At 70.8% G+C, this 26,560-nt stretch carries 25 protein-coding genes and 1 tRNA gene; 12 read left to right on the forward strand and 14 right to left on the reverse strand.

All coding sequences use genetic code 11. From position 1 onward, the window contains the following. Positions 1–26: 26 nt before the first annotated feature. On the forward strand, positions 27–1,379 hold the full coding sequence (locus DEJ50_RS12880; RefSeq protein ID WP_150208023.1) for a diaminopimelate decarboxylase: 1,353 nt from the start codon (positions 27–29) through the stop codon (positions 1,377–1,379). 5 nt (positions 1,380–1,384) lie between these two features. Here the strand turns inward: DEJ50_RS12880 and DEJ50_RS12885 are convergent, their stop codons facing one another. Continuing rightward, positions 1,385–1,942, reverse strand: a complete 558-nt coding sequence (locus tag DEJ50_RS12885) for a TetR family transcriptional regulator (protein ID WP_150208025.1) — start codon at positions 1,940–1,942, stop codon at positions 1,385–1,387. A 119-nt stretch (positions 1,943–2,061) separates the two neighbouring features. On the opposite strand from DEJ50_RS12885, the gene DEJ50_RS12890 reads away from it, so the two are divergent. Continuing rightward, positions 2,062–3,234: an FAD-dependent oxidoreductase gene (locus DEJ50_RS12890; protein ID WP_150208027.1), complete on the forward strand. Its 1,173-nt coding sequence runs from the start codon at positions 2,062–2,064 to the stop codon at positions 3,232–3,234. A 3-nt stretch (positions 3,235–3,237) separates the two neighbouring features. On the opposite strand, the gene DEJ50_RS12895 is transcribed toward DEJ50_RS12890, so the two are convergent. Then, the gene (locus DEJ50_RS12895; RefSeq protein ID WP_150208029.1) at positions 3,238–4,080 is read right to left on the reverse strand and encodes a MurR/RpiR family transcriptional regulator; all 843 of its coding nucleotides are present in this window, start codon (positions 4,078–4,080) and stop codon (positions 3,238–3,240) included. A gap of 174 nt (positions 4,081–4,254) precedes the next feature. On the opposite strand from DEJ50_RS12895, the gene DEJ50_RS12900 reads away from it, so the two are divergent. After that, entirely contained in the window at positions 4,255–4,647 is a 393-nt protein-coding gene (locus DEJ50_RS12900; RefSeq protein ID WP_150208031.1) for a hypothetical protein, read from the forward strand. A gap of 339 nt (positions 4,648–4,986) precedes the next feature. Here the strand turns inward: DEJ50_RS12900 and DEJ50_RS12905 are convergent, their stop codons facing one another. Next, positions 4,987–6,372 (reverse strand): cystathionine beta-synthase, encoded by a 1,386-nt coding sequence (locus DEJ50_RS12905; protein ID WP_150212094.1) that lies wholly within the window; start codon positions 6,370–6,372, stop codon positions 4,987–4,989. Positions 6,373–6,519: 147 nt separating this feature from the next. Here DEJ50_RS12905 and DEJ50_RS12910 point away from each other — a divergent pair, with 147 nt between their 5' ends. Next, positions 6,520–7,584, forward strand: a complete 1,065-nt coding sequence (locus tag DEJ50_RS12910; RefSeq protein WP_223837731.1) for an SGNH/GDSL hydrolase family protein — start codon at positions 6,520–6,522, stop codon at positions 7,582–7,584. 266 nt (positions 7,585–7,850) lie between these two features. Here DEJ50_RS12910 and DEJ50_RS12915 read toward each other — a convergent pair whose 3' ends face one another. Then, the gene (locus tag DEJ50_RS12915; RefSeq protein ID WP_150208034.1) at positions 7,851–8,699 is read right to left on the reverse strand and encodes a hypothetical protein; all 849 of its coding nucleotides are present in this window, start codon (positions 8,697–8,699) and stop codon (positions 7,851–7,853) included. 603 nt (positions 8,700–9,302) lie between these two features. Continuing rightward, on the reverse strand, positions 9,303–10,061 hold the full coding sequence (locus tag DEJ50_RS12920; protein WP_150208036.1) for a GntR family transcriptional regulator: 759 nt from the start codon (positions 10,059–10,061) through the stop codon (positions 9,303–9,305). 155 nt (positions 10,062–10,216) lie between these two features. Here DEJ50_RS12920 and DEJ50_RS12925 point away from each other — a divergent pair, with 155 nt between their 5' ends. The 3 genes from DEJ50_RS12925 to DEJ50_RS12935 all read left to right on the forward strand — a co-directional run bounded on the left by DEJ50_RS12925 (position 10,217) and on the right by DEJ50_RS12935 (position 13,375). Then, a complete protein-coding gene (locus DEJ50_RS12925; RefSeq protein ID WP_150212095.1) occupies positions 10,217–10,642 on the forward strand; it encodes an ATP-binding protein in 426 nt (141 codons plus the stop codon). 153 nt (positions 10,643–10,795) lie between these two features. Beyond that, the gene (locus DEJ50_RS12930) at positions 10,796–12,016 is read left to right on the forward strand and encodes an acetyl-CoA C-acetyltransferase (RefSeq protein WP_150208038.1); all 1,221 of its coding nucleotides are present in this window, start codon (positions 10,796–10,798) and stop codon (positions 12,014–12,016) included. Between the two features lie 537 nt (positions 12,017–12,553). Next, a complete protein-coding gene (locus DEJ50_RS12935) occupies positions 12,554–13,375 on the forward strand; it encodes a hypothetical protein (RefSeq protein WP_190344942.1) in 822 nt (273 codons plus the stop codon). On the opposite strand, the gene DEJ50_RS12940 is transcribed toward DEJ50_RS12935, so the two are convergent. Beyond that, positions 13,359–13,703 carry a hypothetical protein gene (locus DEJ50_RS12940; RefSeq protein ID WP_150208042.1) on the reverse strand — a complete coding sequence of 115 codons (345 nt, stop codon included), beginning with the start codon at positions 13,701–13,703 and terminating at the stop codon, positions 13,359–13,361. The two genes, DEJ50_RS12935 and DEJ50_RS12940, sit on opposite strands and share 17 nt — an antisense overlap. 104 nt (positions 13,704–13,807) lie before the next feature. Here DEJ50_RS12940 and DEJ50_RS12945 point away from each other — a divergent pair, with 104 nt between their 5' ends. Next, complete coding sequence (locus DEJ50_RS12945; RefSeq protein WP_150208044.1) at positions 13,808–14,038, forward strand: DUF4287 domain-containing protein; 231 nt, start codon at positions 13,808–13,810, stop codon at positions 14,036–14,038. Positions 14,039–14,128: 90 nt separating this feature from the next. Here the strand turns inward: DEJ50_RS12945 and DEJ50_RS12950 are convergent, their stop codons facing one another. Together DEJ50_RS12950 and DEJ50_RS12955 are read right to left on the reverse strand one after the other, a co-directional pair. Beyond that, positions 14,129–14,986 (reverse strand): Bax inhibitor-1/YccA family membrane protein, encoded by an 858-nt coding sequence (locus DEJ50_RS12950; RefSeq protein ID WP_150208046.1) that lies wholly within the window; start codon positions 14,984–14,986, stop codon positions 14,129–14,131. 146 nt (positions 14,987–15,132) lie between these two features. Next, a tRNA-Leu gene (locus DEJ50_RS12955) sits at positions 15,133–15,214 on the reverse strand. A gap of 447 nt (positions 15,215–15,661) precedes the next feature. On the opposite strand from DEJ50_RS12955, the gene DEJ50_RS12960 reads away from it, so the two are divergent. Then, positions 15,662–16,426, forward strand: a complete 765-nt coding sequence (locus DEJ50_RS12960; RefSeq protein ID WP_150212096.1) for an ABC transporter ATP-binding protein — start codon at positions 15,662–15,664, stop codon at positions 16,424–16,426. Between the two features lie 91 nt (positions 16,427–16,517). Beyond that, positions 16,518–19,064 (forward strand): ABC transporter permease, encoded by a 2,547-nt coding sequence (locus DEJ50_RS12965; protein WP_150208048.1) that lies wholly within the window; start codon positions 16,518–16,520, stop codon positions 19,062–19,064. A gap of 98 nt (positions 19,065–19,162) precedes the next feature. On the opposite strand, the gene DEJ50_RS12970 is transcribed toward DEJ50_RS12965, so the two are convergent. After that, positions 19,163–20,449 carry an SAM-dependent methyltransferase gene (locus DEJ50_RS12970; protein WP_150208050.1) on the reverse strand — a complete coding sequence of 429 codons (1,287 nt, stop codon included), beginning with the start codon at positions 20,447–20,449 and terminating at the stop codon, positions 19,163–19,165. 175 nt (positions 20,450–20,624) lie between these two features. Then, on the reverse strand, positions 20,625–22,007 hold the full coding sequence (locus DEJ50_RS12975) for an NAD(P)/FAD-dependent oxidoreductase (protein WP_150208052.1): 1,383 nt from the start codon (positions 22,005–22,007) through the stop codon (positions 20,625–20,627). A 427-nt stretch (positions 22,008–22,434) separates the two neighbouring features. On the opposite strand from DEJ50_RS12975, the gene DEJ50_RS12980 reads away from it, so the two are divergent. Continuing rightward, on the forward strand, positions 22,435–22,710 hold the full coding sequence (locus DEJ50_RS12980) for a type II toxin-antitoxin system Phd/YefM family antitoxin (protein WP_150208054.1): 276 nt from the start codon (positions 22,435–22,437) through the stop codon (positions 22,708–22,710). Further along, positions 22,707–22,976 (forward strand): type II toxin-antitoxin system RelE family toxin, encoded by a 270-nt coding sequence (locus tag DEJ50_RS12985; RefSeq protein WP_150208056.1) that lies wholly within the window; start codon positions 22,707–22,709, stop codon positions 22,974–22,976. The genes DEJ50_RS12980 and DEJ50_RS12985 overlap by 4 nt, the downstream gene beginning before the upstream one ends. Positions 22,977–23,041: 65 nt before the next feature. Here DEJ50_RS12985 and DEJ50_RS12990 read toward each other — a convergent pair whose 3' ends face one another. The 4 genes from DEJ50_RS12990 to eno all read right to left on the reverse strand — a co-directional run bounded on the left by DEJ50_RS12990 (position 23,042) and on the right by eno (position 26,451). Next, positions 23,042–24,013, reverse strand: coding sequence for a Ppx/GppA phosphatase family protein (locus DEJ50_RS12990; protein WP_150208058.1), 972 nt, complete (start codon positions 24,011–24,013; stop codon positions 23,042–23,044). Further along, entirely contained in the window at positions 24,010–24,552 is a 543-nt protein-coding gene (locus DEJ50_RS12995; RefSeq protein WP_150208060.1) for a DUF501 domain-containing protein, read from the reverse strand. The genes DEJ50_RS12990 and DEJ50_RS12995 overlap by 4 nt, the downstream gene beginning before the upstream one ends. Before the next feature lie 39 nt (positions 24,553–24,591). Beyond that, complete coding sequence (locus DEJ50_RS13000; RefSeq protein ID WP_150208062.1) at positions 24,592–25,074, reverse strand: FtsB family cell division protein; 483 nt, start codon at positions 25,072–25,074, stop codon at positions 24,592–24,594. Positions 25,075–25,164: 90 nt separating this feature from the next. Beyond that, on the reverse strand, positions 25,165–26,451 hold the full coding sequence (gene eno / locus DEJ50_RS13005; protein ID WP_030028493.1) for a phosphopyruvate hydratase: 1,287 nt from the start codon (positions 26,449–26,451) through the stop codon (positions 25,165–25,167). Positions 26,452–26,560: the final 109 nt, after the last annotated feature.

Raw genomic sequence — 26,560 nt, forward strand, 5'->3', positions numbered from 1 at the left:
ACCCGCCGGATGATGGGATGGCGGACATGGCCGCAACCACGCAGGGCGAGGGCGCCGCCGAGCGCCGGGATCTGGTCGTACGGGCCGCCGTCGAGCAGGGACTGGTGGGCGGGACCGACTCCTCGGAGCCCCTGGTCTGCCTGCTGGACACCGACGGGATCCGGGCCTCGGCGGCAGCCCTGACCGCCGCCTTCACCGGCGCCCTGGCGCCCGGCACGCCCGTCCTGCACGCCTTCGCCGTGAAGGCCGCTCCGCTCGTCCCGGTACTGCGGCTGCTCGCGGACACCGGGATCGGCTGCGAGGTCGCGAGCCCCGGCGAGCTGGCGCTGGCCCGCGCGGCCGGGGTTCCCGCGACCCGGACCGTCCTGGACTCCCCCGCCAAGACGACCGCCGAACTGCGCGAGGCGCTGACGCTGGGCATCGCGGTCAACGCCGACAACCGCCAGGAGCTGGAGCGCCTCGACGCCCTCGTCGCCGAGGCGCCCACCGCGTCCCCGATCGGGGTGCGGATCAACCCGCAGACCGGCGCGGGCGCCATCGACGCGCTGTCCACGGCGACGTCCACCTCGAAGTTCGGCGTCGCCCTGCGCGATCCAGGGGCCCGCGAGTGGCTCGTACGGGCCTTCCTGGACCGGCCGTGGCTGACCCGGCTTCACATCCACTCGGGCTCCCAGGGCGTCCCCCTGGAGCTGATCGCCCAGGGCGTACGGGAACTGCACGCACTGGCCGAGGAGATCAACGCGGCGGCCGGGCAGCGGCGGATCGACACCCTCGACATCGGCGGCGGGCTGCCGGTCAACTTCGCCTCCGACGAGGCGACCCCCACGTACGCCGGGTACGTGTCCGCCCTGCGCGAGGCGGTCCCGGCGCTCTTCGACGGCAGTTACGGCCTGGTCACCGAGTTCGGCCGGTCCCTGCTGGCCAAGCACGGCCTGGTACTGGCGCGGGTCGAGTACACCAAGAGCAGCGGCTCCCGGGCGATCGCGCTCACGCACGCCGGCGTCCAGCTGGCGACCCGCACCGCCTACGCGCCGGCGGCCTGGCCGGTACGGATCCTGCCGTACGACGCGAAGGGCGCCCCGAAGGCCGGCGTTCCGGTGGCCCAGGACGTCGCGGGGCCGGCCTGCTTCGCGGGGGACCTGCTCGCCACGGCCCGGGAGCTGCCGCTGCTCACCCCCGGCGACCTGATCGGCGTACCGGACACCGGCGCGTACTTCTTCACGGCCCACTACGGCTACAACAGCCTGCCGCGCCCGGCGGTCCACGGCTTCACCGTGACCCCGCGGGGCAGCGTCCACTTCAGCCTCGCCCGGCCCGCGCAGTCCCCCGCGGACATCGTGGCGGAGGCGGGCGGCGCCTTCGGCGACGCGCTGCTGTAGCCGGCTCAGCCCGCCAGGGTGGCCGCCAGCGCCGGGGCCAGGCCCGCGACCAGGTCGTCCGGGCGCAGCGCGGTGACCGCGGGCAGCCGCAGCAGGTAGCGGGTCAGGGCCAGGCCCAGCAACTGGGCGGAGACCAGGCCGGCCGCGCGGGCCGCCCGCTCGGGGCCGAGGGCCGCCGCCAGCGCCGGGGCGACCTGCGCCGCGAACACCTCGCGCATCCGTTCCGCGGCCTGCTCGTTGGTGACGGCCGAGCGCAGCAGCACCAGCAGGGCGTCGTCGGCCGGATCGCCCTCCCACCGCTCGACGAAGTGGCGCACGAGGGCGGCGGGAAGCTCTCCGGCCGGCAGGACGCCCAGGTCGGGCAGGCGCAGGTCCACCGCCAGGGCGGCGTCGAAGAGCTGCTCCTTGCTGCCGAAGTAGCGCATGACCATCGACGGGTCGATCTCCGCGTCCGCGGCCACCGCCCGGATGGTCGTGCGTTCGTACCCCTGGGCGGCGAACCGCTCGCGCGCGGCGCGCAGGATCACGGCCCGGGTCCGGTCGGATGAGCGTCGCTCCGTCATGTCAACAACCGTAGGCCAACATTCGTATGCCAACAAGCGTTGACATGCTTGCGAGGCAGGCGCACCATGATGTCAACAGCCGTTGGCCAACAATCGTTGGCACGCCGGAGGAGGTCAGGATGACCAGCACCGCCGCACTCCCGCTCCCCGCCCGCACCGAGGTCGCCATCGTCGGCGCCGGCCCCACCGGCCTCGCCCTCGCCGTGACCCTGGCGGGGGCCGGCATCGACTTCGTGCTCCTCGACCGTCAGGCCGAGGGCGCCAACACCTCCCGCGCCGCCGTCGTGCACGCCCGCACCCTGGAGGTCCTCGACGAGCTCGACCCGAGCGGCGTGCTGACCGCCGACCTCGTCGGCCGCGGCGTCCCCGTCTCCCGCTTCCGGATCCGCGACGGCGCCCGCCCACTCGCGGCCGTCGACTTCGACCGCCTGCCCACGGCCCACCCGTACGCGCTGATGGTCCCCCAGTACGAGACCGAGGCCGTCCTGCTGGGCCGCCTGCGGGCGCTCGGCGGCGACGTCCACCGCCCGTACGAGGTGACCGGCGTCACCCGGGACGCGGACGGGGCCACCCTCACCACCGCCACCGGCGAGACCCTGCGCGCCGCGCACGTCGTGGGCGCCGACGGGATGCACAGCACGGTCCGCACGGCAGCCGGCATCGGCTTCGAGGGCAGCGCGTACGGGGAGTCCTTCGTCCTCGCCGACGTGGTCATGGACTGGGCCCCGGGCCGGCGCGAGGTCTCGCTCGTCTTCGGCGCCGGCGGGCTCATGGTGGTCGCCCCGCTGCCCGGAAGCGCCGCCGGCGCCTCCGGCCGCTACCGGATCGTCGCCACCGTCGCCGAGGCCCCCGCCGAGCCGGACCTCGCCTTCGTCCGGCGCCTGCTGGACGAGCGCGTCCCGGGCCAGGCGGCCGTCCGTGAGCTGATCTGGTCCTCCCGCTTCCGGGTCCACCACCGCGTCGCCGACCGCTACCGCGCGGGCCGCCTGCTGCTCGCCGGGGACGCCGCCCACGTGCACAGTCCGGCCGGCGGTCAGGGCATGAACACCGGCATCCAGGACGGCTACGCCCTGGGCCGCGCCCTGGCCCGCGGCGACCTCGACGGCTACGAGGCCGCGCGCCGCCCCGTCGCCCTGCGCGTGGTGGCGCTCACCGACCGGATGACCCGGGTCGCGACCACCCGGAACAGGGCATTGCGCGCCGTGCGCAACACCCTGCTCCCCGCTCTCGCCCGCATCCCGGCGCTGCGCACGCGCCTGGCCACCGAGCTGGCGGAGCTCACCTACCGCTGAGGCTCACTCCACGAAGAGGCCGCGGGCCGCGGCCTTCGTGTCGAAGGCCTCCAGGCGGGCCTGCGCATCCGGCAGGGCGTCCGCCATCGCCTCCAGCAGCACCCGCCCCAGCAGCATCGGCGCGCACGCCGTGTCGAAGGCCAGCCCGGTCCCCACCGGGGCCGGGATCAGCAGATCGGAGAGCCCGGCCACCGGCGCGAACGCGGAGTCCGCGACGGTGACCACCGTCAGCCCGGCGGACCGCGCGTACTCCAGCGCCTCCAGCACCTCCCGCGGGTGGCGCGGCAGCGCGAAGCACAGCAGCGCCGAGGCCCCCGCCCCGACCGCCGCGTCGATCCGGTCGGCCAGCATCGAGCCGCTCTCGTCGAGCAGCCGTACGTCCGGATGCACCTTCCCCGCGAAGTACGCAAACCCCCGCGCCTGCGAGGAAGCGGCGCGCAGCCCCAGCACCGGCAGCGGTACCGAGCCGGCCAGCAGCCGGCCCGCCTCCTCCACCGGCCCGGGGTCGGCCAGCATGGCCGCGAGATGGCGCAGGTTGTCGATCTCGGCGTGTACGGCCTGCTGGTACGCGTTGTACTCGGCGTCCGCCTCCGCCGCGGGCCGCTCCGCCGGCGCCACCTCGCGCAGGTACTTGCGCAGGGCCGGGTACCCGTCGAACCCGAGCGCCACGGCGAACCGGGTCACCGAGGGCTGGCTGACGCCGGCCAGCTCCGCGAGCTCCACGCTCGACAGGAACGGCACGTCCGCGGCGCCCCGCACCATGCAGTGCGCGATCCGGCGCTGGGTCGGCGTCAGCCGGTGCCCCTCGAACAGCTTCTGCAGCCGCGCAGCCGGACTGTCGCTCATCCCGTCCCACCCTCCATCACAACCCTATTCACTCACCCTGCACTCTGCATGCAGCTATGCAGGACGGCAAGCCGCGACCGGACCGCGAGACGGGACCCGAGAGGGGCCCGAGAGGGACGCGAGAGGGGGGCTAGCACCAGTGCGGAGCCGGGCGGGCGTCCCTAGGGTGCCGGTATGGAAGCCCACGCCCAAGAGCTGAAGAAGGAACTCGACGCCACGCTCAAGGCCCGGCGGGACCTGGGGCCGGAGTACGAGGCGGCACTCGTCGACTCGTTCGTCGAGAAGGTCGACACACAGGTGCGGCGGCGGCTGGCGGAACAGCGCCTGTCCGCCGAACGCGGTGGGCGCGCGCCGGCCGCTCCCGCCGACGGGAACTTCGCCGAACGGTTCGGCTTCGCCATCATCACCCTGGTCCTGGCGATCCCGCTCTCCGCGATCGGGGCGGCGCATGCCGGGCTGGACGGGCTGCTGGTGTCCTGGGCGGGCATCGTGGGCGTGAACTTCGTCCACACGGCCAGGCCGGGCCGGTTCCGGCGGCGCCGTACGCCCGCCGCGGACTCCCCCTGAGCCCAGGAGAAACAGCGGGGACCGCCGCACCCCCGGGCCGGGGCCCGGGGGGCGGGACGACGGCGGTCCCCGCTGAGGACACGGGCCGGGTCAGGGCCGGTTGTCCGCGTCCGTGGCGCGCGCGGTCCGGGAGCCGCTCCGGAGGTGCACAACGCCGTTCGGTGGCGCCGGCCCGCCCCCGTCGTTCCGGGGGCCTGCCGACATCCACCACTGTGCCGGAGCCGTGTTAAGCGGGTGCTGCCGCCACATGTCGGTCCCGTGCCGATTCCCCGGCGGCACGGAGCCAGCCGGACCCGGGCCGGCGCGGGCCCGAGCCACCCCGGCCCCGCGCCCGGGGTGTTACTTCGCGCCGCGGGCCAGGAAGGCCAGCAGGTCCTGGCGGCTCACCACACCGGTGGGCTTGCCCTCGACCAGGACGATGGCCGCGTCCGCGTCCCCGAGCACCTTCATCAGGTCGCCCACCGGCTCGCCGGAGCCGACCTGCGGCAGCGGCGCGCTCATGTGCTTCTCCAGCGGGTCGGACAGCGCCGCCCGCTGCGTGAACAGCGCGTCCAGCAGCTCGCGCTCCACCACCGAGCCGATGACCTCCGCGGCCATGACGTCCGGGTGGCCGGCGCCCGGCTTGACGATCGGCATCTGCGAGACGCCGTACTCCCGCAGCACCTCGATCGCCTGGCCGACCGTCTCCTCCGGGTGCATGTGCACCAGCGAGGGCAGGGTGCCCTGCTTGTCGGCGAGGACCTCGCCGATGCGCGCCGCCGGGCCCGCCTCCTCCAGGAAGCCGTGGCCGGCCATCCACTCGTCGCTGAAGATCTTGCTCAGGTAGCCGCGACCGCTGTCCGGCAGCAGCACGACGACCACGTCGTCGGGGCCGAGGCCCTCCGCCGCGCGCAGGGCGGCGACCACGGCCATGCCGCAGGAGCCGCCGACCAGCAGGCCCTCCTCCTTCGCCAGCCGGCGGGTCATCTGGAAGGAGTCCTTGTCGGACACCGCGATGATCTCGTCGGTGACGTTCGGGTCGTAGGCGGTCGGCCAGAAGTCCTCGCCGACGCCCTCGACCAGGTACGGGCGGCCCGAGCCGCCGGAGTAGACCGAGCCCTCCGGGTCGGCGCCGATGACCTTGACCTTGCCGCCGCTGACCTCCTTCAGGTAGTTGCCGGTGCCGGAGATGGTGCCGCCGGTGCCGACGCCCGCCACAAAGTGGGTGATCTTCCCGTCCGTCTGCTCCCAGAGCTCCGGACCGGTGGTCTCGTAGTGCGAACGGGGGTTGTTCGGGTTGCTGTACTGGTCGGGCTTCCAGGCGCCGGGCGTCTCACGGACCAGCCGGTCGGACACGTTGTAGTACGAGTCCGGGTGCTCGGGGTCGACGGCGGTCGGGCAGACCACCACATCGGCGCCGTACGCCCGCAGCACATTGATCTTGTCGAGTGAAACCTTGTCCGGACATACGAAGATGCACTTGTAGCCCTTCTGCTGGGCCACGATGGCGAGTCCTACACCCGTGTTGCCGCTCGTGGGCTCCACGATGGTGCCACCGGGCTTGAGGGCTCCGCTCTGCTCGGCGGCCTCGATCATCCGTACGGCGATCCGGTCCTTCACGGATCCGCCCGGATTGAAGTACTCGACCTTGGCCAGGACGGTGGCCTGCAGGCCTTCGGTCACACGGTTGAGCTTCACCAGCGGGGTGTTGCCGACGAGGCTGATCATCGAGTCGTGGAATTGCACCATGTTCTCCAAGGACGGGACTCCACGGGTTCTCCGGGAGGTGCCGCCAGAGTAAGCCGAAAGGGATTGGCCGAGCGTCGTCAACGGGCAGGAACGGGACAGGCAGTCCGGCACCCGTCCGGCAGCGACGAGGAGGTGGCTCGAAGGGTGTCCAGAGCGAGGACGGCCCGCCGGATCGCGGCGGGGGCGGCGTACGGCGGGGGCGGGCTGGGCCTGCTCGGGGCCGCGGCGGTCGGCGTGTTCCTGGCGGAGGTCCAGCTGGCGAAGCGGACCGTGGGGTCGGGCCAGGGCGATCCGCCCAGGGCAGACGGGCTGTACGGCTCGGAATTCGGCGGTCCGGAGCTGAGCCCCGGGCCGCTGCGGCTGGCCATGCTCGGCGACTCGACGGCGGCCGGACTGGGGGTCCGGCGGGCCCGGCAGACACCGGCGGCCCTGATGGCGTCCGGGCTGGCGGCGGTGGCGGAGCGGCCGGTGGAGCTGCGCAACGTGGCGCTGTCCGGGGCGATGTCCGACGACCTGGACCGTCAGGTCTCGCTGCTGCTGGACGGGGACGGGCCGCCGCCCGACGTGTCGGTGATCATGATCGGTGCCAATGACGTGACCCGGCGGATGCCGCCGACCCAGTCGGTGCGGCTGCTCACCTCGGCGGTCCGCCGGCTGCGGCTGGCCGGCTCGGAGGTCGTCGTCGGCACCTGTCCGGACCTGGGCACCATCGAGCCGGTGTACCAGCCGCTGCGGTGGCTGGCCCGCCGGGTGTCCAGACAGCTGGCGGCTGCCCAGACCATCGGAGTGATCGCGCAGGGCGGCCGTACGGTGTCCATGGGAGACCTGCTGGGCCCCGAGTTCGCGGCGAACCCGCGGGAGATGTTCGGGCCGGACTCCTACCACCCCTCGGCGGAGGGGTACGCGACCGCGGCGATGGCGGTGCTGCCCACCCTGTGTGCGGCGCTCGGGCTCTGGCCCGAGGCGGACCGGCTGGACGTCTCGCGGGACGAGGACCTGCTGCCGGTGGCCAAGGCAGCGTCCGCGGCGGCGGGGCAGGCGGGCACGGAGGTCACGGGCACCACGACCGCCACGGCCCGCGCACCCTGGGCCCTCCTCAAACACCGCCGCCGGCGCCGGCTCCCGGAACCGGAGGCAGCCCCCGAAGCGGGCCTGGGCACGGGCCCGGGTGCGAGTACGGAAACAACTGCGCAATCCCCGGCCCGCTGACCCCTCCCGCCCGGCCGCTTGCGTGGAACTCTGGCTCACGTCATCAAGTCCCGGTAAGCACCGCTGCATCAGCAGCCACCCGCACACACGCACCCTGATCCATTAGCCAACCGTCACAGACCCATACCTCCCGCAGGGCGCTCCGACTCCGGGGTGACGGGGGCCTGCACTGCGACTTCTGTCCGGCTCGTGGCTCGGTGAGGAGCTGTCATCAAGGATGCTGCACTGGCGGCCCGGCGAATCCTGGCATGTGCGCCGGGGCGAGCTCACGGTCGGAATTTGTCCGTACCGATCACAGGAATCACACCCTCACCGTCCAGGGACTTTAGAGTTCCTAGGAGTTTTCCCTGAGCCCAGCTATTCCAGGCCTTGGCGATGAGGTTGTATGAAGTTCGCCGCCCTCCGCTCGTACCAAGGAGCACGCGATCTCGGAAGAATCGATTACGGAGGACCAATCGTGGATCTTTTGAGTCCATATTTGCGCCGGAGATGAGGCCGTTAGCCCAGTCTTCGATCTTTCCAGCATGGTCAGTCCGCGCCGCTTGGGCAAGGACTACCAGATGCGTCGGCTGATTGATACCCGACGCTCGATATGTAGCGGCAGCGATGGGAGCCAACGCAGTCAGCTCAGGCCAGGCTGCTACTGCCCGCAAGATGTCCGATGTCGTAGCCCTAGTGTCGTAGAAACCATCAAAAAGGGTGACCGGATCCCACATTTTGTACATCTGTCCGATGATGCGAGCTGCTGCGGCTACCACTGTCCGGTGTGGAATCTTAAGGAGCTGCGCCGCCTGCCGGCGGTGACCGCAGTCAAGGACATCGAAGGTTTCGGCATCGCACGATGGAATCACGAGCATTTCTACCGTGACACCGGAGAGCTTAATCCCCATTAGGCGATGCTGACCGTCAAGCAGCATCCCGCTCGTATCGAATGCCAGCCCCTGGTGTGTCGTTCGCCATGCACCGTCCGACATGGCCTTCGCGTATCGCTCGTAGACGGTATCCGACATGACCCTGTTACTGGCTGGATTGCAGTGCTTGAGCCATAGATCCGCCATCTCCGGAGTGATGTGCATGTATTTCGGTCCGGTGGGCAGGGCGGGAAGATCAATCATGCTCGATCTGCGATCCTTTCGCGGGCGGCCTTCTCCTCCTAGGCTCTCAGATTCGAGCAGGGCGGCATCAGTCAATGAGTGAACCTCGTGCAGAATTGATGAATTTCGTTCGATGTTGACAGGAATTTACAATCACTGCGATCCGAAGGTCGCATCGTTCCGGATCGGCAAGCGGCGCTGGTGGCAGGGTCCAAGTGTGTCTCTGGGGCTGATGAGGGGCATCTGGGGCCCGAGCCCGCATGGCTGACGCACATAGACCTTCGGAGATGGTGCGCCGCCGCGCTTCTGTGCGGCCATCTCAGCCGGCATGTCTGGCGAGACGCGGCGGGAGTGCGTGTGAGTGCTTAGGGCGGGGCCCGTGCACGAGGCTGGCAGTCGTTGGCAGCGGTCAGTGTCATTCGCACCAGGCGAGTGGACTGCCCGCGCGCAGTAGCAGACCGCCAGGCGCGGGAGGCCAAGACGAAGAAGCGAGAGCTTGGGAGGGAACGGCCCTGGTGGTGACCGGCCGCTGACATCTACGTGGGTGGATCGTGGCCCTCACGAGAACCCGAGGAGAGGCGCCGCCGGGAGCTGGCGCATGAGGGTAACCGCCGGATCCGGGCCCTACGCGTCGAACTCGTACTCCAGGACGTACGCGGAGGCGTCGAGCACCATCTCGTTCACCTCGACCACCCGCCCACCGTCGGCGAAGGCAGTACGGCAGACCAGCACCACCGGCGTCCCGGCGGCCAGGCCGAGCTGTTCCGCCTCTGCCGGGTCCGGCATCCGCGAGCGGATCTCCTCACGGAACCGGACGGGGCCGTGCCCCAGGTCGGCAAGGCGCGCGTAAATGCCGCCGGGGCCTGAGTCGGGCATGGCGATGGGAGTGCCGGCCACCAGCTCCGCGTCGAGCGACGAGGTGGCGAGGAGCACGGGCTTGCCGTCGAGGACGAAGCGGCGACGGCGTACGCAGGCCAGGGCACCGTCGGCCAGCCCGAGAACCGCGGCGACCTCGGGTGCCGCCGCCTCTTCGGTGACGGACAGGAACTCGACCACCGGATCACGGTTTTCGCTGTCGGCGGCCCAGATCGAGAGACCGGCACCCCAGCGGTCAACGGCCAGCCGCTGGATTCCGCGCCGCCGGATGAGCCGGAACTCCCGCACGAACACGCCGACGCCCTTGCGCGCCTCGGCGATCCCCTCGGCCTGCAGTACCCCCAGCGCCTGCCGCGCGGTCATGCGGGCGACGCCGTACGTGCCCATGAGGTCGTTCTCGCCTGGAAGGCGATCTCCGGGACCGTACTGGCCCGCCTGGATCGCCGCCTTCAGCTCGGCTGCGATCCGTTGGTACTTCGGCTGCCGTGCGGCGCCATCACTCGGCATGCGTCCTCCTGATCATCTCTAGACATCCTAGGCACGCATCACGGAACCGCTCGCGCAACGGCAATCGACGACCGAACATCTCTAGAGATCTCTTGACCGACAGGGCGCGCAGCCGCTTCAATTCCTACATCTCTAGAGAGGTGGCGCTCGTGACGATGACACACATCGCAGAAGCGGTCTGGATCCTGCCGCGCAGCCTCCGCAGCCCGGGACGGGCCCGCAGCCTGCTCCGCCGGCAACTGGCCGAATGGGAGGTCGGCGGAGAAGCCGCGCAGACCGCCGAACTGCTGCTTTCCGAGCTCGCCACGAACGCCGTACGGCATGCGCGGGCCCCGCGCGGGCGGGACTTCGGCGTACGCATCGCGCGCTACGGCGAGGTGGTGCGGGTGGAGGTGGCGGACGCCGGGCCGGCCACGCCGGTTGCACCCCTGGCGGCGACGGAGGAGGACGAGCGGGGGCGCGGGCTGGCTGTGGTGGCCGCCCTCGCCGTGCGGTGGGGGCAATGCCCACGGGCCCATGGGATCGGAAAGGCGGTCTGGGCCGAGATCGGGGTTTCATGCGACCGGCGAGGGGTGGTGTGACGGGTTTCGGGGGGCGGGGGGCCGGGCAGCACAGTCAGGTGGCCGGGGGGCGGGAAAAAGGGGTCCGCATCACATCGCCGAGGCGGTGACCTGGACCGTACGGGGCGGTAACTTCGCTTGCGGTCCGCACAGCCGCAACCTCTTGGAGCCCCGATGCCCGAAGCCGTCATCGTTTCCACCGCCCGCTCGCCCATCGGGCGTGCCTTCAAGGGGTCCCTCAAGGACATCCGGCCGGACGACCTGACCGCCACGATCATCCAGGCCGCGCTCGCGAAGGTCCCCGAGCTGGACCCGCGCGAGATCGACGACCTGATGCTGGGCTGCGGTCTGCCCGGTGGTGAGCAGGGCAACAACCTGGGCCGCATCGTGGCCGTGCAGATGGGCATGGACTTCCTGCCGGGCACCACCATCACCCGCTACTGCTCCTCCTCGCTGCAGACCTCCCGGATGGCGCTGCACGCCATCAAGGCGGGCGAGGGCGACGTCTTCATCTCGGCCGGCGTCGAGATGGTGTCGCGGTTCACGAAGGGCAACTCGGACTCCTGGCCCGACACCCACAACCCGGTGTTCGCCGAGGCCGAGGCGCGCACGGCGGCCGTCGCCGAGTCGACCGGTTCGAGCTGGCACGACCCGCGCGAGGACGGCCTGGTGCCGGACGCGTACATGGCGATGGGGCAGACCGCGGAGAACCTGGCCCGGCTCAAGGGCGTGACCCGCCGGGACATGGACGAGTTCGGCGTGCGCTCGCAGAACCTGGCCGAGCAGGCGATCAAGAACGGCTTCTGGGAGCGGGAGATCACCCCGGTCACCACGCCGGACGGCACGGTGGTCTCCAAGGACGACGGCCCGCGCGCCGGGGTCACGCTGGAGGGCGTGGAGGGCCTCAAGCCGGTCTTCCGTCCCGACGGCCTGGTCACGGCCGGCAACTGCTGCCCGCTGAACGACGGCGCCGCGGCGCTGGTCATCATGAGCGACACCAAGGCGCGGGAGCTGGGCCTGACCCCGCTGGCCCGGATCGTCTCCACCGGCGTGACCGGCCTGTCCCCCGAGATCATGGGCCTGGGCCCGGTCGAGGCGAGCAAGCAGGCGCTGAAGCGGGCCGGCCTGACCGTCGGCGACATCGACCTGTTCGAGATCAACGAGGCGTTCGCGGCCCAGGTCATCCCGTCCTACCGGGACCTGGAGATCCCGCTGGACAAGCTGAACGTCAACGGCGGGGCCATCGCCGTCGGTCACCCGTTCGGGATGACCGGCGCGCGGATCACCGGCACGCTGATCAACGGCCTCCAGTTCCACGACAAGCAGTTCGGCCTCGAGACGATGTGCGTCGGCGGCGGCCAGGGCATGGCCATGGTGATCGAGCGGCTGAGCTGAGCCGGAGCGGAGGGTAGGGGTCGCCCCCGAGGCACGAGGGGGCGGCACCTGCCCGCAGCGGTGGCGAAGCTCAGCGCGACCAAAAGATCGAGCGGCTGAGCTGAGCCGGAGCGGAGGGTAGGGGTCGCCCCCGAGGCACGAGGGGGCGGCACCTGCCCGCAGCGGTGGCGAAGCTCAGCGCGACCAAAAGATCGAGCGGCTGAACTAGAGGGGCTGATCAGCTGAACCTGAGTGGTTTGGTGGTCGGATGGTGGACACGTCCCAGGCCCCCCAAGGGGCCTGGGAGATCGTTCCGCCTCTGCTGACGCCAGATCTAATCCCGCCGCGGCCTACCTGTGACCGAATCTCCCCCAGGATGTGACCTTTATCCTGGGGGTTCGGCATTTGCCCAGGTCAACCGGTATATGGGGGTGTCCGGAGTGACGAAAGCCCTGTCCAGTTCGTGACGTAATGCACTGCACGCCATTCCCAGGTCGGGACAAGCTGATGTAGGAAGTCGGGGGATCGAATCACTTCGGGAGTTAGTCAGTGAGCGCCATGTCTCTTGCCCTGCTGCTGACCACGGCCGCTGCCACGGCCGTGGGCGCTGCTGCGCTGCACGCCGTCCACGGCCTCCGCAAGCAGGTCACGGCCCTGCGCGGGGAGCTCGCGAGCTCGGTCCACACGCGTGGTGTGGCCGGCGTCCCGCACGCCCGCAGCGCCGCCGAAACCCCTGCCGCCGAGATACGGGCCGCTGTGGCCGAGGCCCTGGCCGAGGAGCGCGAGCGCGAGCTGGCCGAGGCGCGGGCCTTCTGGGCCGCGCAGGAGGCCAGGGACGCCGCCGACGCGCCCTCCCTGCTGGGCGGCCTGCCCGGGCTGGGCGAGGACAACCCGGTCTTCCTGCCCCGGCAGGCGGACATGGTGGGCCTGGACCCGCGTCCGGCCGAGGACTCCGCTTACGAGGACGAGTACCCCGAGTACGCCGCGGACTCCGCCGAGCTGGCCGCCGCCCGCCGTCGGCACCCCTCGCACCCCGACTTCGTACCGGTGCAGCCCAACCCGGGCGCCGACCACGAGCGCACGGTCAGCCGCCTGGAGGAGCTCGCCGAGGCCCGTACGGCCCTCGCGGACGTCCGCCCGGGCCCGCTGGGCACCCTGGACGTGTACGTCTTCACGGACGGCACCACGCTCTGCATGACCCCGGGGCACCGGGAGACCGCCGAGCGGCTCGCCGAGGCGCTCCGGTCCGGCACCGCGCCGGTCCTGCTGGGCGGTTCCGGGATCTCCGGCGCGTACGCCCTGACCTTCTCCTGCGGGGACGCCGAGGACCCGGAGAACAACGTCTACATCCTCGCGGACCGCGTCATCGCATCGCTCTGAGCTCCGCCTGCTCCACCAGCCGCACGGCCTCGTCCTGTTCCACGGACGGGGCCGTCGTCGTGTCCGGGCTGTCCGGCGGCAGGTGGCGCAGTGCTTCGGCCAAATCCCGGCCGGCCACCGCCAGCTGGTCCCCCACCGCGAAGAGTCCCGCATCGGGCATCTCGCGCGGCTCCGGTACGCCCTCCAGCCGCTGGGCCCGGGCGGAGAGTTCCCTCGCCAGCGCCAGTCCTTCGGCTGCCGCACCCTGCTGGAGCCGGCTCTGCGGCGCGGCCCTCAAGCGGTCGGCGAAACGTTCCACAACGGCGTCCAGGGGCGAAGTATCAAGCACTCGGCCGACCTTACGCGCCGTCGCGGCACCATTGCCAACGGGCGAACACTGCGGCACGGTGGCGTGAAGGGAACAGCACGACGGCGATACCCCCGGAGGCGCCCATGTCCGTAGAGTTCTCCGAGCAGACCCACCGCAACATGATCGACCGCATTCCGCAGAGCACCGGTCGTGATCTGTCCGACTGGCTCCGGGCCGTCGACGAGGGCCCCTCCCTCGTCCGGTTCGAAGAGAAGATCAGCTGGCTGCGCGGGGCGTATGAGCTCTCGTACGGCCAGGCCAAGGCCATCCTCCACGAGTACGACCTGCGCCGGGCAGCCAGAAAGTTCGGCTGAACCGAGCCGAACCGGGACACGGGAAGGCCCCGCGAGCATGCGCTCGCGGGGCCTTCCCCATGCCGGTCCGGTCCTGCCGGTCCGGTCCTGCTAGTCGTCGCCCGAAAGGATCGAGAACAGGCGCAGCAGCTCCAGGTAGATCCACACCAGGGTCATGGTGAGGCCGAAGGCCGCCAGCCAGGACTCCTCGCGCGGAGCGCCGTACGTCACGCCGTCCTCGACCTGCTTGAAGTCCAGGGCGAGGAAGCAGGCGCCGAGGATGACGCCGATGATGCCGAACAGGATGCCGAGGCCGCCGGAGCGGAAGCCCAGGCCGTCGCCGTCCGTGAACACCGAGAAGAGCAGGTTCACGACCATGAGCAGCATGAAGCCCATGGCGGCGGCCATCACGAAGCCGTAGAAGCGGCGGGTGACGCGGATCCAGCGCATCTTGTACGCGAACAGCACGCCGGCGAACACGCACATCGTGCCGAGCACGGCCTGGATGACCACGCCGGCGCCGATGTAGGTACTGGTCGCGGCGCTGATGACACCGAGGAAGACACCCTCGAAGGCGGCGTAGCCCAGGATCAGCGCGGGCACCGGCTTGGCCTTGAAGGCCTGGACGAGGCCCAGGACCATGGCGATCAGCGCGGCGCCGATGGCGATGCCGTAGGACTTGCCGATGTTCGCCGGGTCGACCGGCAGGGCGATCCAGGAGATGGCCGCCGTCAGCACGACCAGGCCCAGCGTCATGGCCGTACGGCTCACGACGTCGTCGATGGTCATCGCGTTGGCGCGGACCGGGGCCTGCGGCATCCCCGTGGCCGGGTCGGCCGCGTAGGGGTTGGTCGCGTACGGGTTGGTCGCGGTCCCGGCCTGCATCTGCGGCTGGGCTTCGAAGCCCGCGTAGCCGCCGTTGTCGCGGCTGAACCCCCGTCGCGAGAAGACCGGGTTGCTGCTCCTCATCTCACTCCTCCATGGCCACCGTGCGCGGCCTTGCATCAAGAGTAATGCGTTCGCAAAGAAAGCACTCTACTGCTGGAGGAGGATCTTAGGAGAAGGCATGGCGAACCGGCAGGGGATAAGAGGGACGGCGGCACGGGGCCGTGCAGTGCCCGGAGCCGGACTCGAACCGGCACGGCCCGAGGGCCAGCGAGGTTTAAGCTCGCCGTGTCTGCATTCCACCATCCGGGCAACGCCGTGCGGCTCGTTACATAAAGCCTTGAACGCAATGGCGAGCCTAACGGGAACACCCCTGTCACCAGACGCCCCTCTGTGCGATGTTGTCTGATTTTATTGGCGCTTGAGGCTCCGTCAGCGGCGAGAACACGGGGTCGGCCCGCTACGGGTGGCGATCACCCTCAGTTCGGGAATGACGGGATTTCGACGCCGGTGCGCCACCCTGTGCGCCACCCCGGGCCACCCCGGGCCACCCCCGGCCGGACCCCCCTCACCGCCCGGCCGTCACCCGGTCCGTCAGGGGGCACTGTCATACCAAAGGAGGACGCCCTCCCCCTCGCGGTCAGACTCCGGTCGCCCCGTGAACGGGCTCGGCGGCTGATCCCGGGCGGGCCGGGCGCCGGGACGATGGAAAGGTCCCGCAGACCGCGTCCGCCCCGAGGAGCTCCCGAAGTGACCACCATGAACTACGCCCCGCACACCACCCAGGCCGTGGCCGCCCGCGCCACCGGCCTCTCCAAGGTGTACGGCCAGGGCGAGACCCAGGTCGTCGCGCTCGACAACGTCTCCGTCGACTTCGGCCAGGGCGGGTTCACCGCGATCATGGGCCCCTCGGGCTCCGGCAAGTCCACCCTGATGCACTGCGTGGCCGGCCTGGACACCTTCTCCTCCGGCTCCGTCCGCATCGGCGAGACCGAGCTCGGCAGCCTGAAGGACAAGCAGCTCACCCAGCTGCGCCGGGACAAGATCGGCTTCATCTTCCAGGCCTTCAACCTGCTGCCGACCCTGACCGCCCTGGAGAACATCACGCTCCCCATGGACATCGCCGGCCGCAAGCCCGACAAGCAGTGGCTGGAGACCGTGATCCACATGGTCGGCCTCTCCGAGCGCCTCTCGCACCGCCCCACCCAGCTCTCCGGCGGCCAGCAGCAGCGCGTGGCCGTGGCCCGCGCACTGGCCTCCCGGCCCGAGATCATCTTCGGTGACGAGCCCACCGGAAACCTGGACTCCCGCTCCGGCGCCGAGGTCCTCGGCTTCCTGCGCAACTCGGTGCGCGAGCTCGGCCAGACCGTGGTGATGGTCACCCACGACCCGGTTGCCGCCTCCTACGCGGACCGTGTGATCTTCCTGGCCGACGGCCGGATCGTCGACGAGATGCACCGCCCGACCGCGGACGGCGTACTGGACCGCATGAAGGCCTTCGACGCCAAGGGCCGCACCAGCTGAGGCGTCCCCCGCCGCGCAGCCGCCCGCCCGCTGCGCCCGCGCGCCCGCGCGCCCGCCGTCCGACACCCTTCTTCCCCTGGACTCCTCCACCATGTTCCGTACCGCCCTGCGCAATGTCCTCGCGCACAAGGCCCGGCTGCTGATGACGGTCCTCGCCGTCACCCTCGGCGTCGCCTTCGTCTCCGGCACCCTCGTCTTCACCGACACCCTCAGCAAGGCCCTCTCCGGCCAGTCCGCCAAGAGCTTCGACGGCGTCGCCGTCTCCGTCACCTCCCACGGCTCCACCACCAACGAGGACGGGGTCAAGGAGGGCGAGCCGGGCATCAGCCAGAAGACCCTCGACCGGGTCAAGGGGCTCCCCGGGGTCGACGCCGTCTCCGGCCGGGTCTCCGGCTTCGCCGGGGTCGGCGACGAGAACGGCAAGCTGATCGGCTCCGGCTGGGCCAACCGGGGCTCCAACTACGCCCCGGTCAAGGACGGCAAGGACCCGCGCTACGGGTTCACCGACGGCACCGGCCCGGCCGCGGCCGGCCAGATCGCCCTGGACAAGGAGACCGCGAAGCAGGGCTCGTACAAGGTCGGCGACAAGGTCCGGGTGGCCACCAACGGGCCGGTGAAGGAGTACACCCTCGCCGGTGTGTTCACCACCGACGACGGCCAGGTCAACGCGGGCGGCAGCCTGGTCCTCTTCGACACCTCGGTGGCCCAGCAGCTCTACCTGCAGCCCGGCTTCTACCAGGAGCTGCTGGTCGGCGCCAAGGACGGCACCACCGCCGACACCCTGCTCGCCGAGATCAAGCCGCTGCTCGCCAAGAACACCACCGCCAAGACCGGTGCCGCACTGGCCGCCGAGCAGGCCAAGTCGATCGAGCGCGAGATGGCCGGCATGAGCACCGCGCTGCTGATCTTCGCCGGCATCTCCCTCTTCGTCGGCATCTTCCTGATCTACAACACCTTCACCATGCTGGTCGCCCAGCGCACCAAGGAGCTGGCCCTGCTCCGCGCCGTCGGCGCCAAGCGCGGCCAGGTCATCCGGTCCGTCCTGGCCGAGGCCGGGGTCGTCGGCATCATCTCCGCCACCATCGGTCTGATCAGCGGCATCGGGCTGGCGATCGGCATCCGGGCGCTGATGGACTCGCTCGGCGCCAAGGTCCCGGCCGGCGATCTGATCATCGCCCCGGGCACGGTCATCGTGGCCCTGGTCATCGGCGTGGTCGTCACCACCCTGGCCGCCCTGGTCCCGGCCTGGCGCACCGGCCGGATCCCCCCGGTCGCCGCCATGGGCAGCGCCCACCTGCCGGCCACCGCCAAGTCGTTGGTGCTGCGCAACGTCTTCGGCATCCTGCTCGGCCTGCTCGGCACCGGCATCGTCTTCCTCGGCGTCTCCATGGGCAGCGACGGCAAGGAGACCGTCGCGGCCGGCGGGTTCTTCCTGATGCTCGGTCTGATCGTGCTGCTGCCGCTGCTGTCCCGGCCGGTCATCGCCGCCATCCGCCCGCTGCTGGAACGCGTGTTCGGCGTGCCCGGCAAGCTGGCCGCGCAGAACGCGGTGCGCAACCCGCGCCGGACCGCCGTCACCGCCGCCTCCCTCGCCATCGGCCTCACCCTGGTCACCGCCATGTCGGTGATGGGCATCACCATGGGCAAGGCCGTCGACCGGATGAGCACCGACAAGCTCAAGGCCGACTACAAGGTCACCATGTCCGGCGGCATGGGCGGCCTGGACAAGTCGGTCGCCGAGACCCTGGCCAAGGCCCCCGGCATCAAGGCGGTCTCCCCGCAGACGGCGGGCTACCTGAAGATCGGCGGCGAGTTCCGGTCCGCCTCGGGCGTCAACCCGGCCGCCATCGGGGACCTGCTCAACGTCGAGGTGGTCAGCGGACAGCTCGGCAGCCTCGCCAAGGGCGAGGTCGCAGTCGCCGACACCACGGCCAAGAAGAGCGGCCTGTCGGTCGGCTCGGTCCTCCAGGTCCAGTACGACGACGGCACCAAGGCCCAGCTGAAGGTCGGCGCCGTCTACAAGGAACTCGACAGCCTGCTCTCCCCGTACGTCCTCGACAACAAGATCCTCGCCGCCCACAGCGAGGACCAGTACATCCCCGAGGTGTACGTGAACACCGTCGGCGGCGAGTCGAAGGCCGGCGAGAAGGCGGTCATCGACGCCCTCGGCAACAACCCGGCCATCTCCGTCGCCACCCAGCAGGACATGCGCAACGAGATGGGCGGCATGGTCAACCTGGCGCTGAACATCATGTACGGCCTGCTCGGCATGGCCCTGATCATCTCGGTGCTCGGTGTGGTCAACACCCTGGCGATGTCCGTCTTCGAGCGGACCCAGGAGATCGGCATGCTGCGGGCGATCGGCCTGGACCGGGCCCGGGTCAAGAACATGATCCGGCTGGAGTCCGTGGTGATCTCCCTGTTCGGCGCGGTGCTCGGTGTCGTGGTCGGCGTCTTCCTCGCCTGGGCGGGCGGCACCACCTTCTCGAAGTCCGTACCGGGCTACGAGCTGGTGCTCCCGTGGGACCGGATCGGCCTGTTCCTGCTGCTCGCGGCGCTGGTGGGCGTACTGGCCGCGATGTGGCCGGCCCGCAGCGCGGCGCGGCTGAACATGCTGACCGCCATCAAGACGGAGTAGCGGGCGGAGTAGCGGGCGCCGTCCCGCTCCCGGGACCCCGACGGGGCCCCGCGACCTGCACGGTCGCGGGGCCCCGGTGCGTTCCGGCGCGGACGGGCTCAGGCCGCCGGCCAGGTACGGGTCCGCAGTGGCAGCCCCGAGCCGCCCCCCGGGGCCGCCCGTACCGCCAGGACCTGGTTGACCCCCAGCCGGGCGTGCTCGAAGCCCAGGGCGGACGCGGCCATGTAGAGCCGCCACACCCGGGCCCGGCCGGGGGAGCTGAGGCGCACCGCCTCGTCCCAGGCCGCCTCCAGGCGGGACACCCAGGCGCGCAGGGTCAACCCGTAGTGCTCCCGCAGCGATTCCACGTCCCGGACCTCGAAGCCGGCCCGCTCCAGTTCGCCCACCGTGCTGCCCAGCGGGGACAGCTCCCCGTCCGGGAAGACATACGCGTCGATGAACTCGTCCACCCGGTAGGCCGCTTCGTCGGGCTCCGGGCGGCGGGCGATCTGATGGTTCAGCAGCCGGCCGCCCGGCCGCAGCAGGGCGTGCAGGATGCCGGCGTACTCGCGGTAGCGGGCCGCGCCGACGTGCTCGGCCATCCCGATCGAGGAAATCGCGTCGTACGGACCGTCCTTGACGTCCCGGTAGTCCTGGACCCGGATCTCGACACGGTCCGCCAGGCCCTCCTCGGCCACCCGCTTGCGGGCGTACAGCGCCTGTTCCCGGGAGAGGGTGACCCCGGTGACCCGGGCCCCGTACGCCCGGGCCGCGTGCAGGGCCATGGAGCCCCAGCCGCAGCCGACGTCCAGCAGCCGGTCGCCCTCGGCCAGCGCGAGCTTGCGGCAGACCAGGTCCAGCTTGTCGTGCTGGGCCTGCTCCAGGCTGCCGCCGGGCTGCCAGAAGGCGCAGGAGTACACCATGGAGGGGCCGAGGACGAGCTCGTAGAACTCGTTGCCCACGTCGTAGTGGTGGTGGATGGCCTTCCGGTCCCGGTACCGGGTGTGCTGCGTCCCGGACCGGTGCGGTGCCTCCTCGGCCGGGGGCCGGGGCGGCGGCCAGGGCCCGGCCAGCACCAGCAGGTCCCGCAGGGCCGCCCGCCGGGCCGCCCCGCGCACCGGGGCGGCCAGGGCCTTGGGGCGCTCCCACAGCAGGCCGGACAGCAGGCCCAGGGCCTCGTACAGGTCGCCCTCGATCGTCAGGTCGCCCGCGACCCACGCCCGGGCCAGCCCGAGTTCACCCGGCTTCCACAGCAGCCTGCGCAGGGCGCGGCGGTGCCGGAACACCAGTACGGGGGCGCCGGGCGGGCCCGCCTCACTGGCGTCCCAGGCGCGGATGCGCACGGGCAGCGGTGCCCCCAGCAGGGTCTCGGCAAGAGCGGCCAGCCGCGGTGCGGCGTCGGTCATGGCGAACACCTCCACAAAAGGCTCGACATTTCCGACTACCCAGCGTGGGCCTCCGGTACGCCGAAGGGGCCGCCCGCACCACGGATGGCAGGCAGCCCCTTCGGGGTCGTACAGGTCGTGCAGGCCGTGCAGGTCCTACGGCGGCGCATCCCGGGCCCTGGGGCCCGGGCCGGCCTCAGGAGGCCTTGGCCTTCTCGGCCGGAGCCGGGGCGGCAGCGGCCGGAGCCGGCTTGGCGGCCTCGTAGAACTCCTCGCGCGGGCTCTCCAGCGCGCCGAGGGAGACCACCTCGCGCTTGAGGAACATGCCGAGGGTCCAGTCGGCGAAGACGCGGATCTTGCGGTTGAAGGTCGGCATGGCCATGCCGTGGTAACCACGGTGCATGTACCAGGCCAGCCGGCCCTTGAGCTTGATCTTCATCCCGCCCATGACGATCATCGCAACGCCCTTGTGGACGCCGAGACCCGCCACCGCACCCTTGTTGGAGTGCGAGTACTCCTTCTGCGGGAAGCCCCGCATACCGGAGATGACGTTGTCGCCGAGCACCTTGGCCTGCCGGAGCGCGTGCTGCGCGTTCGGCGGGCACCAGGCGTTCTCCACGCCGGCCTTGCGGGCGGCCACGTCCGGGATCTGGGCGTTGTCGCCCGCGGCCCAGATGTAGTCGGTGCCGGTGACCTGGAGGGTCGGGGCGGCGTCGACGTGGCCACGGGGGCCGAGCGGCAGGCCGAAGCGGGCCAGCGCCGGGTTCGGCTTGACGCCGGCGGTCCACACGATGGTGCTGGAGTCGACCTCGAGGCCGTTCTTCAGCACGACGTGGCCGTCCACGCAGGAGTCCATCGAGGTGCCGAGGTAGATCTCGATACCGCGGGACTCGAGGTGCTCCTTGCCCCAGGTGCCCAGCTTGGGCCCGACCTCGGGGAGGATCTTGTCGGCCGCGTCCACCAGGATGAAGCGCATGTCCTCGCGCTTGATCGTGGTGTAGTACTTGGCCGCGTCGCGGGCCATGTCCTCGACCTCGCCGATGGTCTCCGCACCGGCGAAGCCGCCGCCGACGAAGACGAAGGTGAGGGCCTTGCGGCGGACGTTCTCGTCCGTCGTGGACTCGGCCTTGTCGAGCTGCTCGAGGACGTGGTTGCGCAGGCCGATGCCCTCTTCGACGCCCTTCATGCCGATGCCCTGTTCGGCGAGGCCGGGGATCGGGAAGGTGCGGGAGATGGCGCCGAGCGCGATCACCAGGTAGTCGAAGGGCAGCTCGTACGCCTCGCCGACGAGCGGCGTGACGACGGCGACCTTGCGGTCCTGGTCGATGGTGGTGACCCGGCCGGTGAGAACCTCAGCCTTGGGCAGCACGCGTCGCAGCGGGACGACAACGTGCCGAGGCGAGATGCTGCCTGCGGCCACTTCGGGGAGGAAGGGCTGGTAGGTCATGTACGACCGCGGGTCGACGACCGTGACGGTCGCCTCGCCGTAACGCATCTTCTTCATGATGCGCTTGGCTGCGTACAGGCCTACGTACCCACCTCCTACTACGAGGATCCTGGGACGCTCCGTGGTGCTCATGGAACGAGTATCCAGCACCCGGTAGAGGGACGCTCGTGAGCCCCTTCACAAGGTGACACAGTCCCTCTGCTACACTGCCCCGCCCACGTGACCCAGGTCATGGCGCGCAACGGGAACCACGGTGTAACGGGAGTCGTTGTACACCCGGTCTGAACTGGCCTCCAGGCCGTCAAGTGGACTGGACCACCGGCTTTGTCCATAGCTCCGATACGGAACCCGCAGCTCCCGCCATTCGCACAAACGCGTACACAAAAGGGGCCTGGAGGCCTCCGGAGGGCCTCGGGAGACCATTCCGGCGGCCCACCAGGCCCCTTTTCCTTGTGAAGAACTTCACGAAGTTCGTTCGAGCGGGGGCCGTGAACCCTCCTGACATGTCACATTCAGGCGGTCGCAGGCACGTGTACACGTTCGTGCGTACACTGATGTCATGAGTGATGAGAACGCCGTGACCGTGCGCGAAGCCCGGGCCCGCCTCGCGGACCACATCAACCGTGCGGAGCAGGGCGCGCCGACCGTCATCACGCGGAACGGCGCTCCGGTGGCCGCCATCGTCCCCATCGCGGACTTCAATGCGCTCGAAGAAGCGGCGGACGAACTGCTCGCACGCGAGGCGGAGGCGGTACTCGCCGACGGCGAACCGACCGTGACCATGGCCGAGCTGCTGGCCGACCTCTTCAGCGAACGAGGTGACAGCGCGGCGTGAAGTACGCCTTCCGGTTCACCACCGCGGCGCAACGCCAGTTGCGGGCGATCGACAAGCCGGCCGCGATGCGGATCCTCGCCGCCCTGACCGCGCTGGGCGACGATCCGTATCGCGAGGACGCCGACATCAAGAAGCTCACCGGCCCCTCCGGCTTGTACCGGCTCCGGGTCGGCAGCTACCGCATCGCCTATCAGGTCCTTGACGGCGAGCTCGTCATCCTCGTGGTCAAAGTCGGCGACCGCCGCGACATCTACCGCACCATCTGAATCCAAGCGATACGGCGGTGCTCCGGCAGCTGACCGGAGCACCGCCGTTCGACGATGTCCGCGGGTCAGGACCGCTGGTCGTCCGACTCGACCTCTTCCGCGGTCTTCCAGGCGATGCCGTCGAGGATGTCGTGTTCCGAGACCACGACCTCGGTGGCGCCGATCCGCTCCATGATGGCCAGCAGGACGAGTGCGCCGGCGCCGATCACGTCCACCCGGCCCGGGTGCATCACGCCGATCGCGGCGCGCTCCGCGTGGGTGGAGGTGAGCATCCGCTCGCTGATCTCGCGGACCTTCTCGTACGGGATGCGGGCGTGGTGGATCTGCGCCGAGTCGTACTCCGCGAGACCGAGCGCGATCCCGGCGACCGTGGTCACCGAGCCGGCCAGGCCGACCAGGGTGCGGGCCTCGGCCAGCGGCACCGATTCCGCCGCCAGGTCCAGCGCCGCCTCGATGTCCGCGCGCACGGCCGCGATCTGCGCCTCGGTGGGCGGGTCGCTGACGACCCCGTCCACCACCAGGTGCCGCTCGGTCATCCGGACACAGCCCACGTCGACCGAACGGGCGGCCCGGACGTGCTCCTCGCCGACCACGAACTCGGTGGAGCCGCCGCCGATGTCCACCACCAGGAAGGGCTTCTCGAGGTGGTCGGCGCCGGCCAGCTCCTTGGTGGCGCCGGTGAAGGAGAACTCGGCCTCCTGGTCCCCGGAGATCACCTCGGGCTCGACCCCCAGGATGCCGAGGACGCCCTGGACGAATTCGTCCCGGTTCTCGGCGTCCCGGGAGGCGGAGGTGGCCACGAACCGCAGCCGCTCGGCGCCCAGTTCCTTGATGACGGCCGCGTACTCGCGGCAGGCCGCGAAGGTCCGCTCCAGGGCGTCCTGGGCCAGCCGGCCCGTCTTGTCGACGCCCTGGCCGAGCCGGACGATGGTCATCCGGCGGTCCAGCTCGACCAGCTCGCCCGTTTCCGGGGTGCAGTCGGCGATCAGCAGCCGGATGGAGTTCGTACCGCAGTCGATGGCGGCGACCCGGGTCACTGGCCGTCCTCCTCCTTCTTCTCCCCGCAGGGGGTCACGCAGGGGCCCTTGGCCCACCACTCCGGCAGCATCGCCAGGGCCTCGTCGCCGAACGGGTTCACACCCGGGCCGGCCGCCAGCGAGTGGCCGACCAGCACGTGCAGGCACTTCACCCGGTCGGGCATGCCGCCCGCGCTCGGGAAGCCCTGCAGCACCTCGATGGCGTCCCGGCGCTCGATGTAGTCCTCGTGCGCGGCCCGGTAGGCGGCGGCCAGCTCCGGGTCCTCGGCGAGCCGGGCCTGCATCTCCTTCATCACGCCGTTGGCCTCCAGGGTGCCGATGGCGGAGGCGGCGCGCGGGCAGGTCAGGTAGTACAGGGTCGGGAAGGGGGTGCCGTCGGGGAGCCGGGGGGCCGTCTCGACCACATCGGGCTGCCCGCACGGGCAGCGGTGCGCGATGGCGCGCAGCCCGCGGGGCGGGCGGCCGAGCTGCTGTTGGAACGCCTCGATGTCGGCGTCGGTCGGCTCGGTCCGTTCGGTCTGGGGCGGGGGCGTCTGCATGCCTGGAGGGATCTCTTCTTCGTGGTTGCTCGGTCTGACTTAGTTGGCGTCGGGGCGGTCGGCCTTGTCGACGCCGTCCCAGACGTTGGAGTACCAGGGACGGTCGGCCGCGCCGTGTTCGGTGCGGCGCCGCTCCTCGGCCTCGGCGGTCGGATCGATCATGGTGTAGCCGATCTCCCCGGGCTGCACGAAGTGCAGGTGTCTGCGCGCCTGCTGCTTCACATAGGCCGGGTCCTGCCAGCGGGCCTTCTCGTCACGCAGCTCCTCGAGCCGCTGGCGCGCCTCGTCCGCGGCACGCTGCTGCTCCGTGATCTCCGAGCGCTGGGAGACGTACTGGCGCATCGGATAGGCGAGGGCGACGACCAGCGTACAGAGGACGAGCACCAGCAGCGCGGCCCGGCCGGTGAGCCGGCTGCGGCGCACCTGACGGCGCGACTGCGAGCGGTAGACGTGGGCTGCGGTCCGCTCACCGAGCTGCCTGAGCCTGGTCGCGGTGGAGAACCGATCCCGGTTCCCGGCCATGTCCCGCCTCCCCTGTGTACGCAGTACGTCCCCGCACACGGTACGGGACCGGGTGCGGGGACGTACGGAGGCCAGCCCCGAGGCGGGTGATTAGCCCTTGAAGCGGGGGAACGCCGAGCGGCCGGCGTACACCGCGGCGTCGTCGAGGATCTCCTCGATGCGCAGCAGCTGGTTGTACTTGGCGACGCGGTCCGAGCGGGCCGGGGCGCCGGTCTTGATCTGACCGCAGTTCACGGCGACGGCGAGGTCGGCGATGGTGACGTCCTCGGTCTCGCCCGAGCGGTGCGACATCATGCACTTGAAGCCGTTGCGCTGGGCCATCTCGACGGCGTCGAGGGTCTCGGTCAGCGAACCGATCTGGTTCACCTTCACGAGCAGGGCGTTGGCGGAGCCCTCCTCGATACCGCGGGCCAGGCGCTCGGGGTTGGTGACGAAGAGGTCGTCGCCGACGATCTGGACCTTGGCGCCCAGGCGGTCGGTGATGGTCTTCCAGCCGGCCCAGTCGTCCTCGAACAGCGGGTCCTCGATGGAGACCAGCGGGTACGCCTCGACGAGCTCGGCGTAGTAGTCGGTCATCTCGGCGGCCGAGCGGGACTGGCCCTCGAACTCGTACTTGCCGTCCTTGTAGAACTCGGACGCGGCGACGTCGAGCGCGAGCGCGATGTCCTTGCCCGGGGTGTAGCCGGCCTGCTTGATGGCCTCGATGATGAGGTCGAGCGCGGCGCGGTTGGACTCCAGGTTCGGGGCGAAGCCGCCCTCGTCACCGAGACCGGTGGAGAGGCCCTTGGTGTGCAGGACCTTCTTGAGGGTGTGGTAGACCTCGGCACCCCAGCGCAGCGCCTCGGAGAAGGACTCCGCGCCGATCGGGGCGATCATGAACTCCTGGATGTCGACGTTGGAGTCGGCGTGCGACCCACCGTTGAGGATGTTCATCATCGGAACGGGCAGCAGGTGCGCGTTCGGGCCGCCGAGGTAGCGGAACAGCGGCAGGTCCGAGGCCTCGGACGCGGCGTGGGCGACGGCCAGGGAGACGCCGAGGATGGCGTTGGCGCCGAGCGAGCCCTTGTTGTCGGTGGCGTCCAGGTCGAACATGGCCTGGTCGATCAGGCGCTGCTCGGTGGCGTCGTAGCCGACCAGCTCGGGGCCGATCTGCTCGATGACGGCGAGGACGGCCTTCTCGACGCCCTTGCCCATGTAACGGTTGGGGTCACCGTCACGGAGCTCGATGGCCTCGAAGGCACCGGTGGAGGCGCCGGACGGAACTGCAGCACGGCCGGTGCTGCCGTCGTCGAGGCCCACCTCGACCTCGACCGTGGGGTTGCCTCGGGAGTCCAGGATTTCCCGGGCTACGACGACGTCGATGGACGGCACGAGCATCTCCTTCTGGGATGTGACGCTGGGTGTGCGGTGGCGCATGGAGCCGGGGAGGCCCCTGCCGGTCTAGAGCCTAACCGGCTCCGGGCAGTGGGCCGGCCGACCGCCCGGG

Origin of the sequence: Streptomyces venezuelae, from assembly GCF_008642295.1 — a bacterium.
Lineage (GTDB): Bacteria > Actinomycetota > Actinomycetes > Streptomycetales > Streptomycetaceae > Streptomyces > Streptomyces venezuelae_C.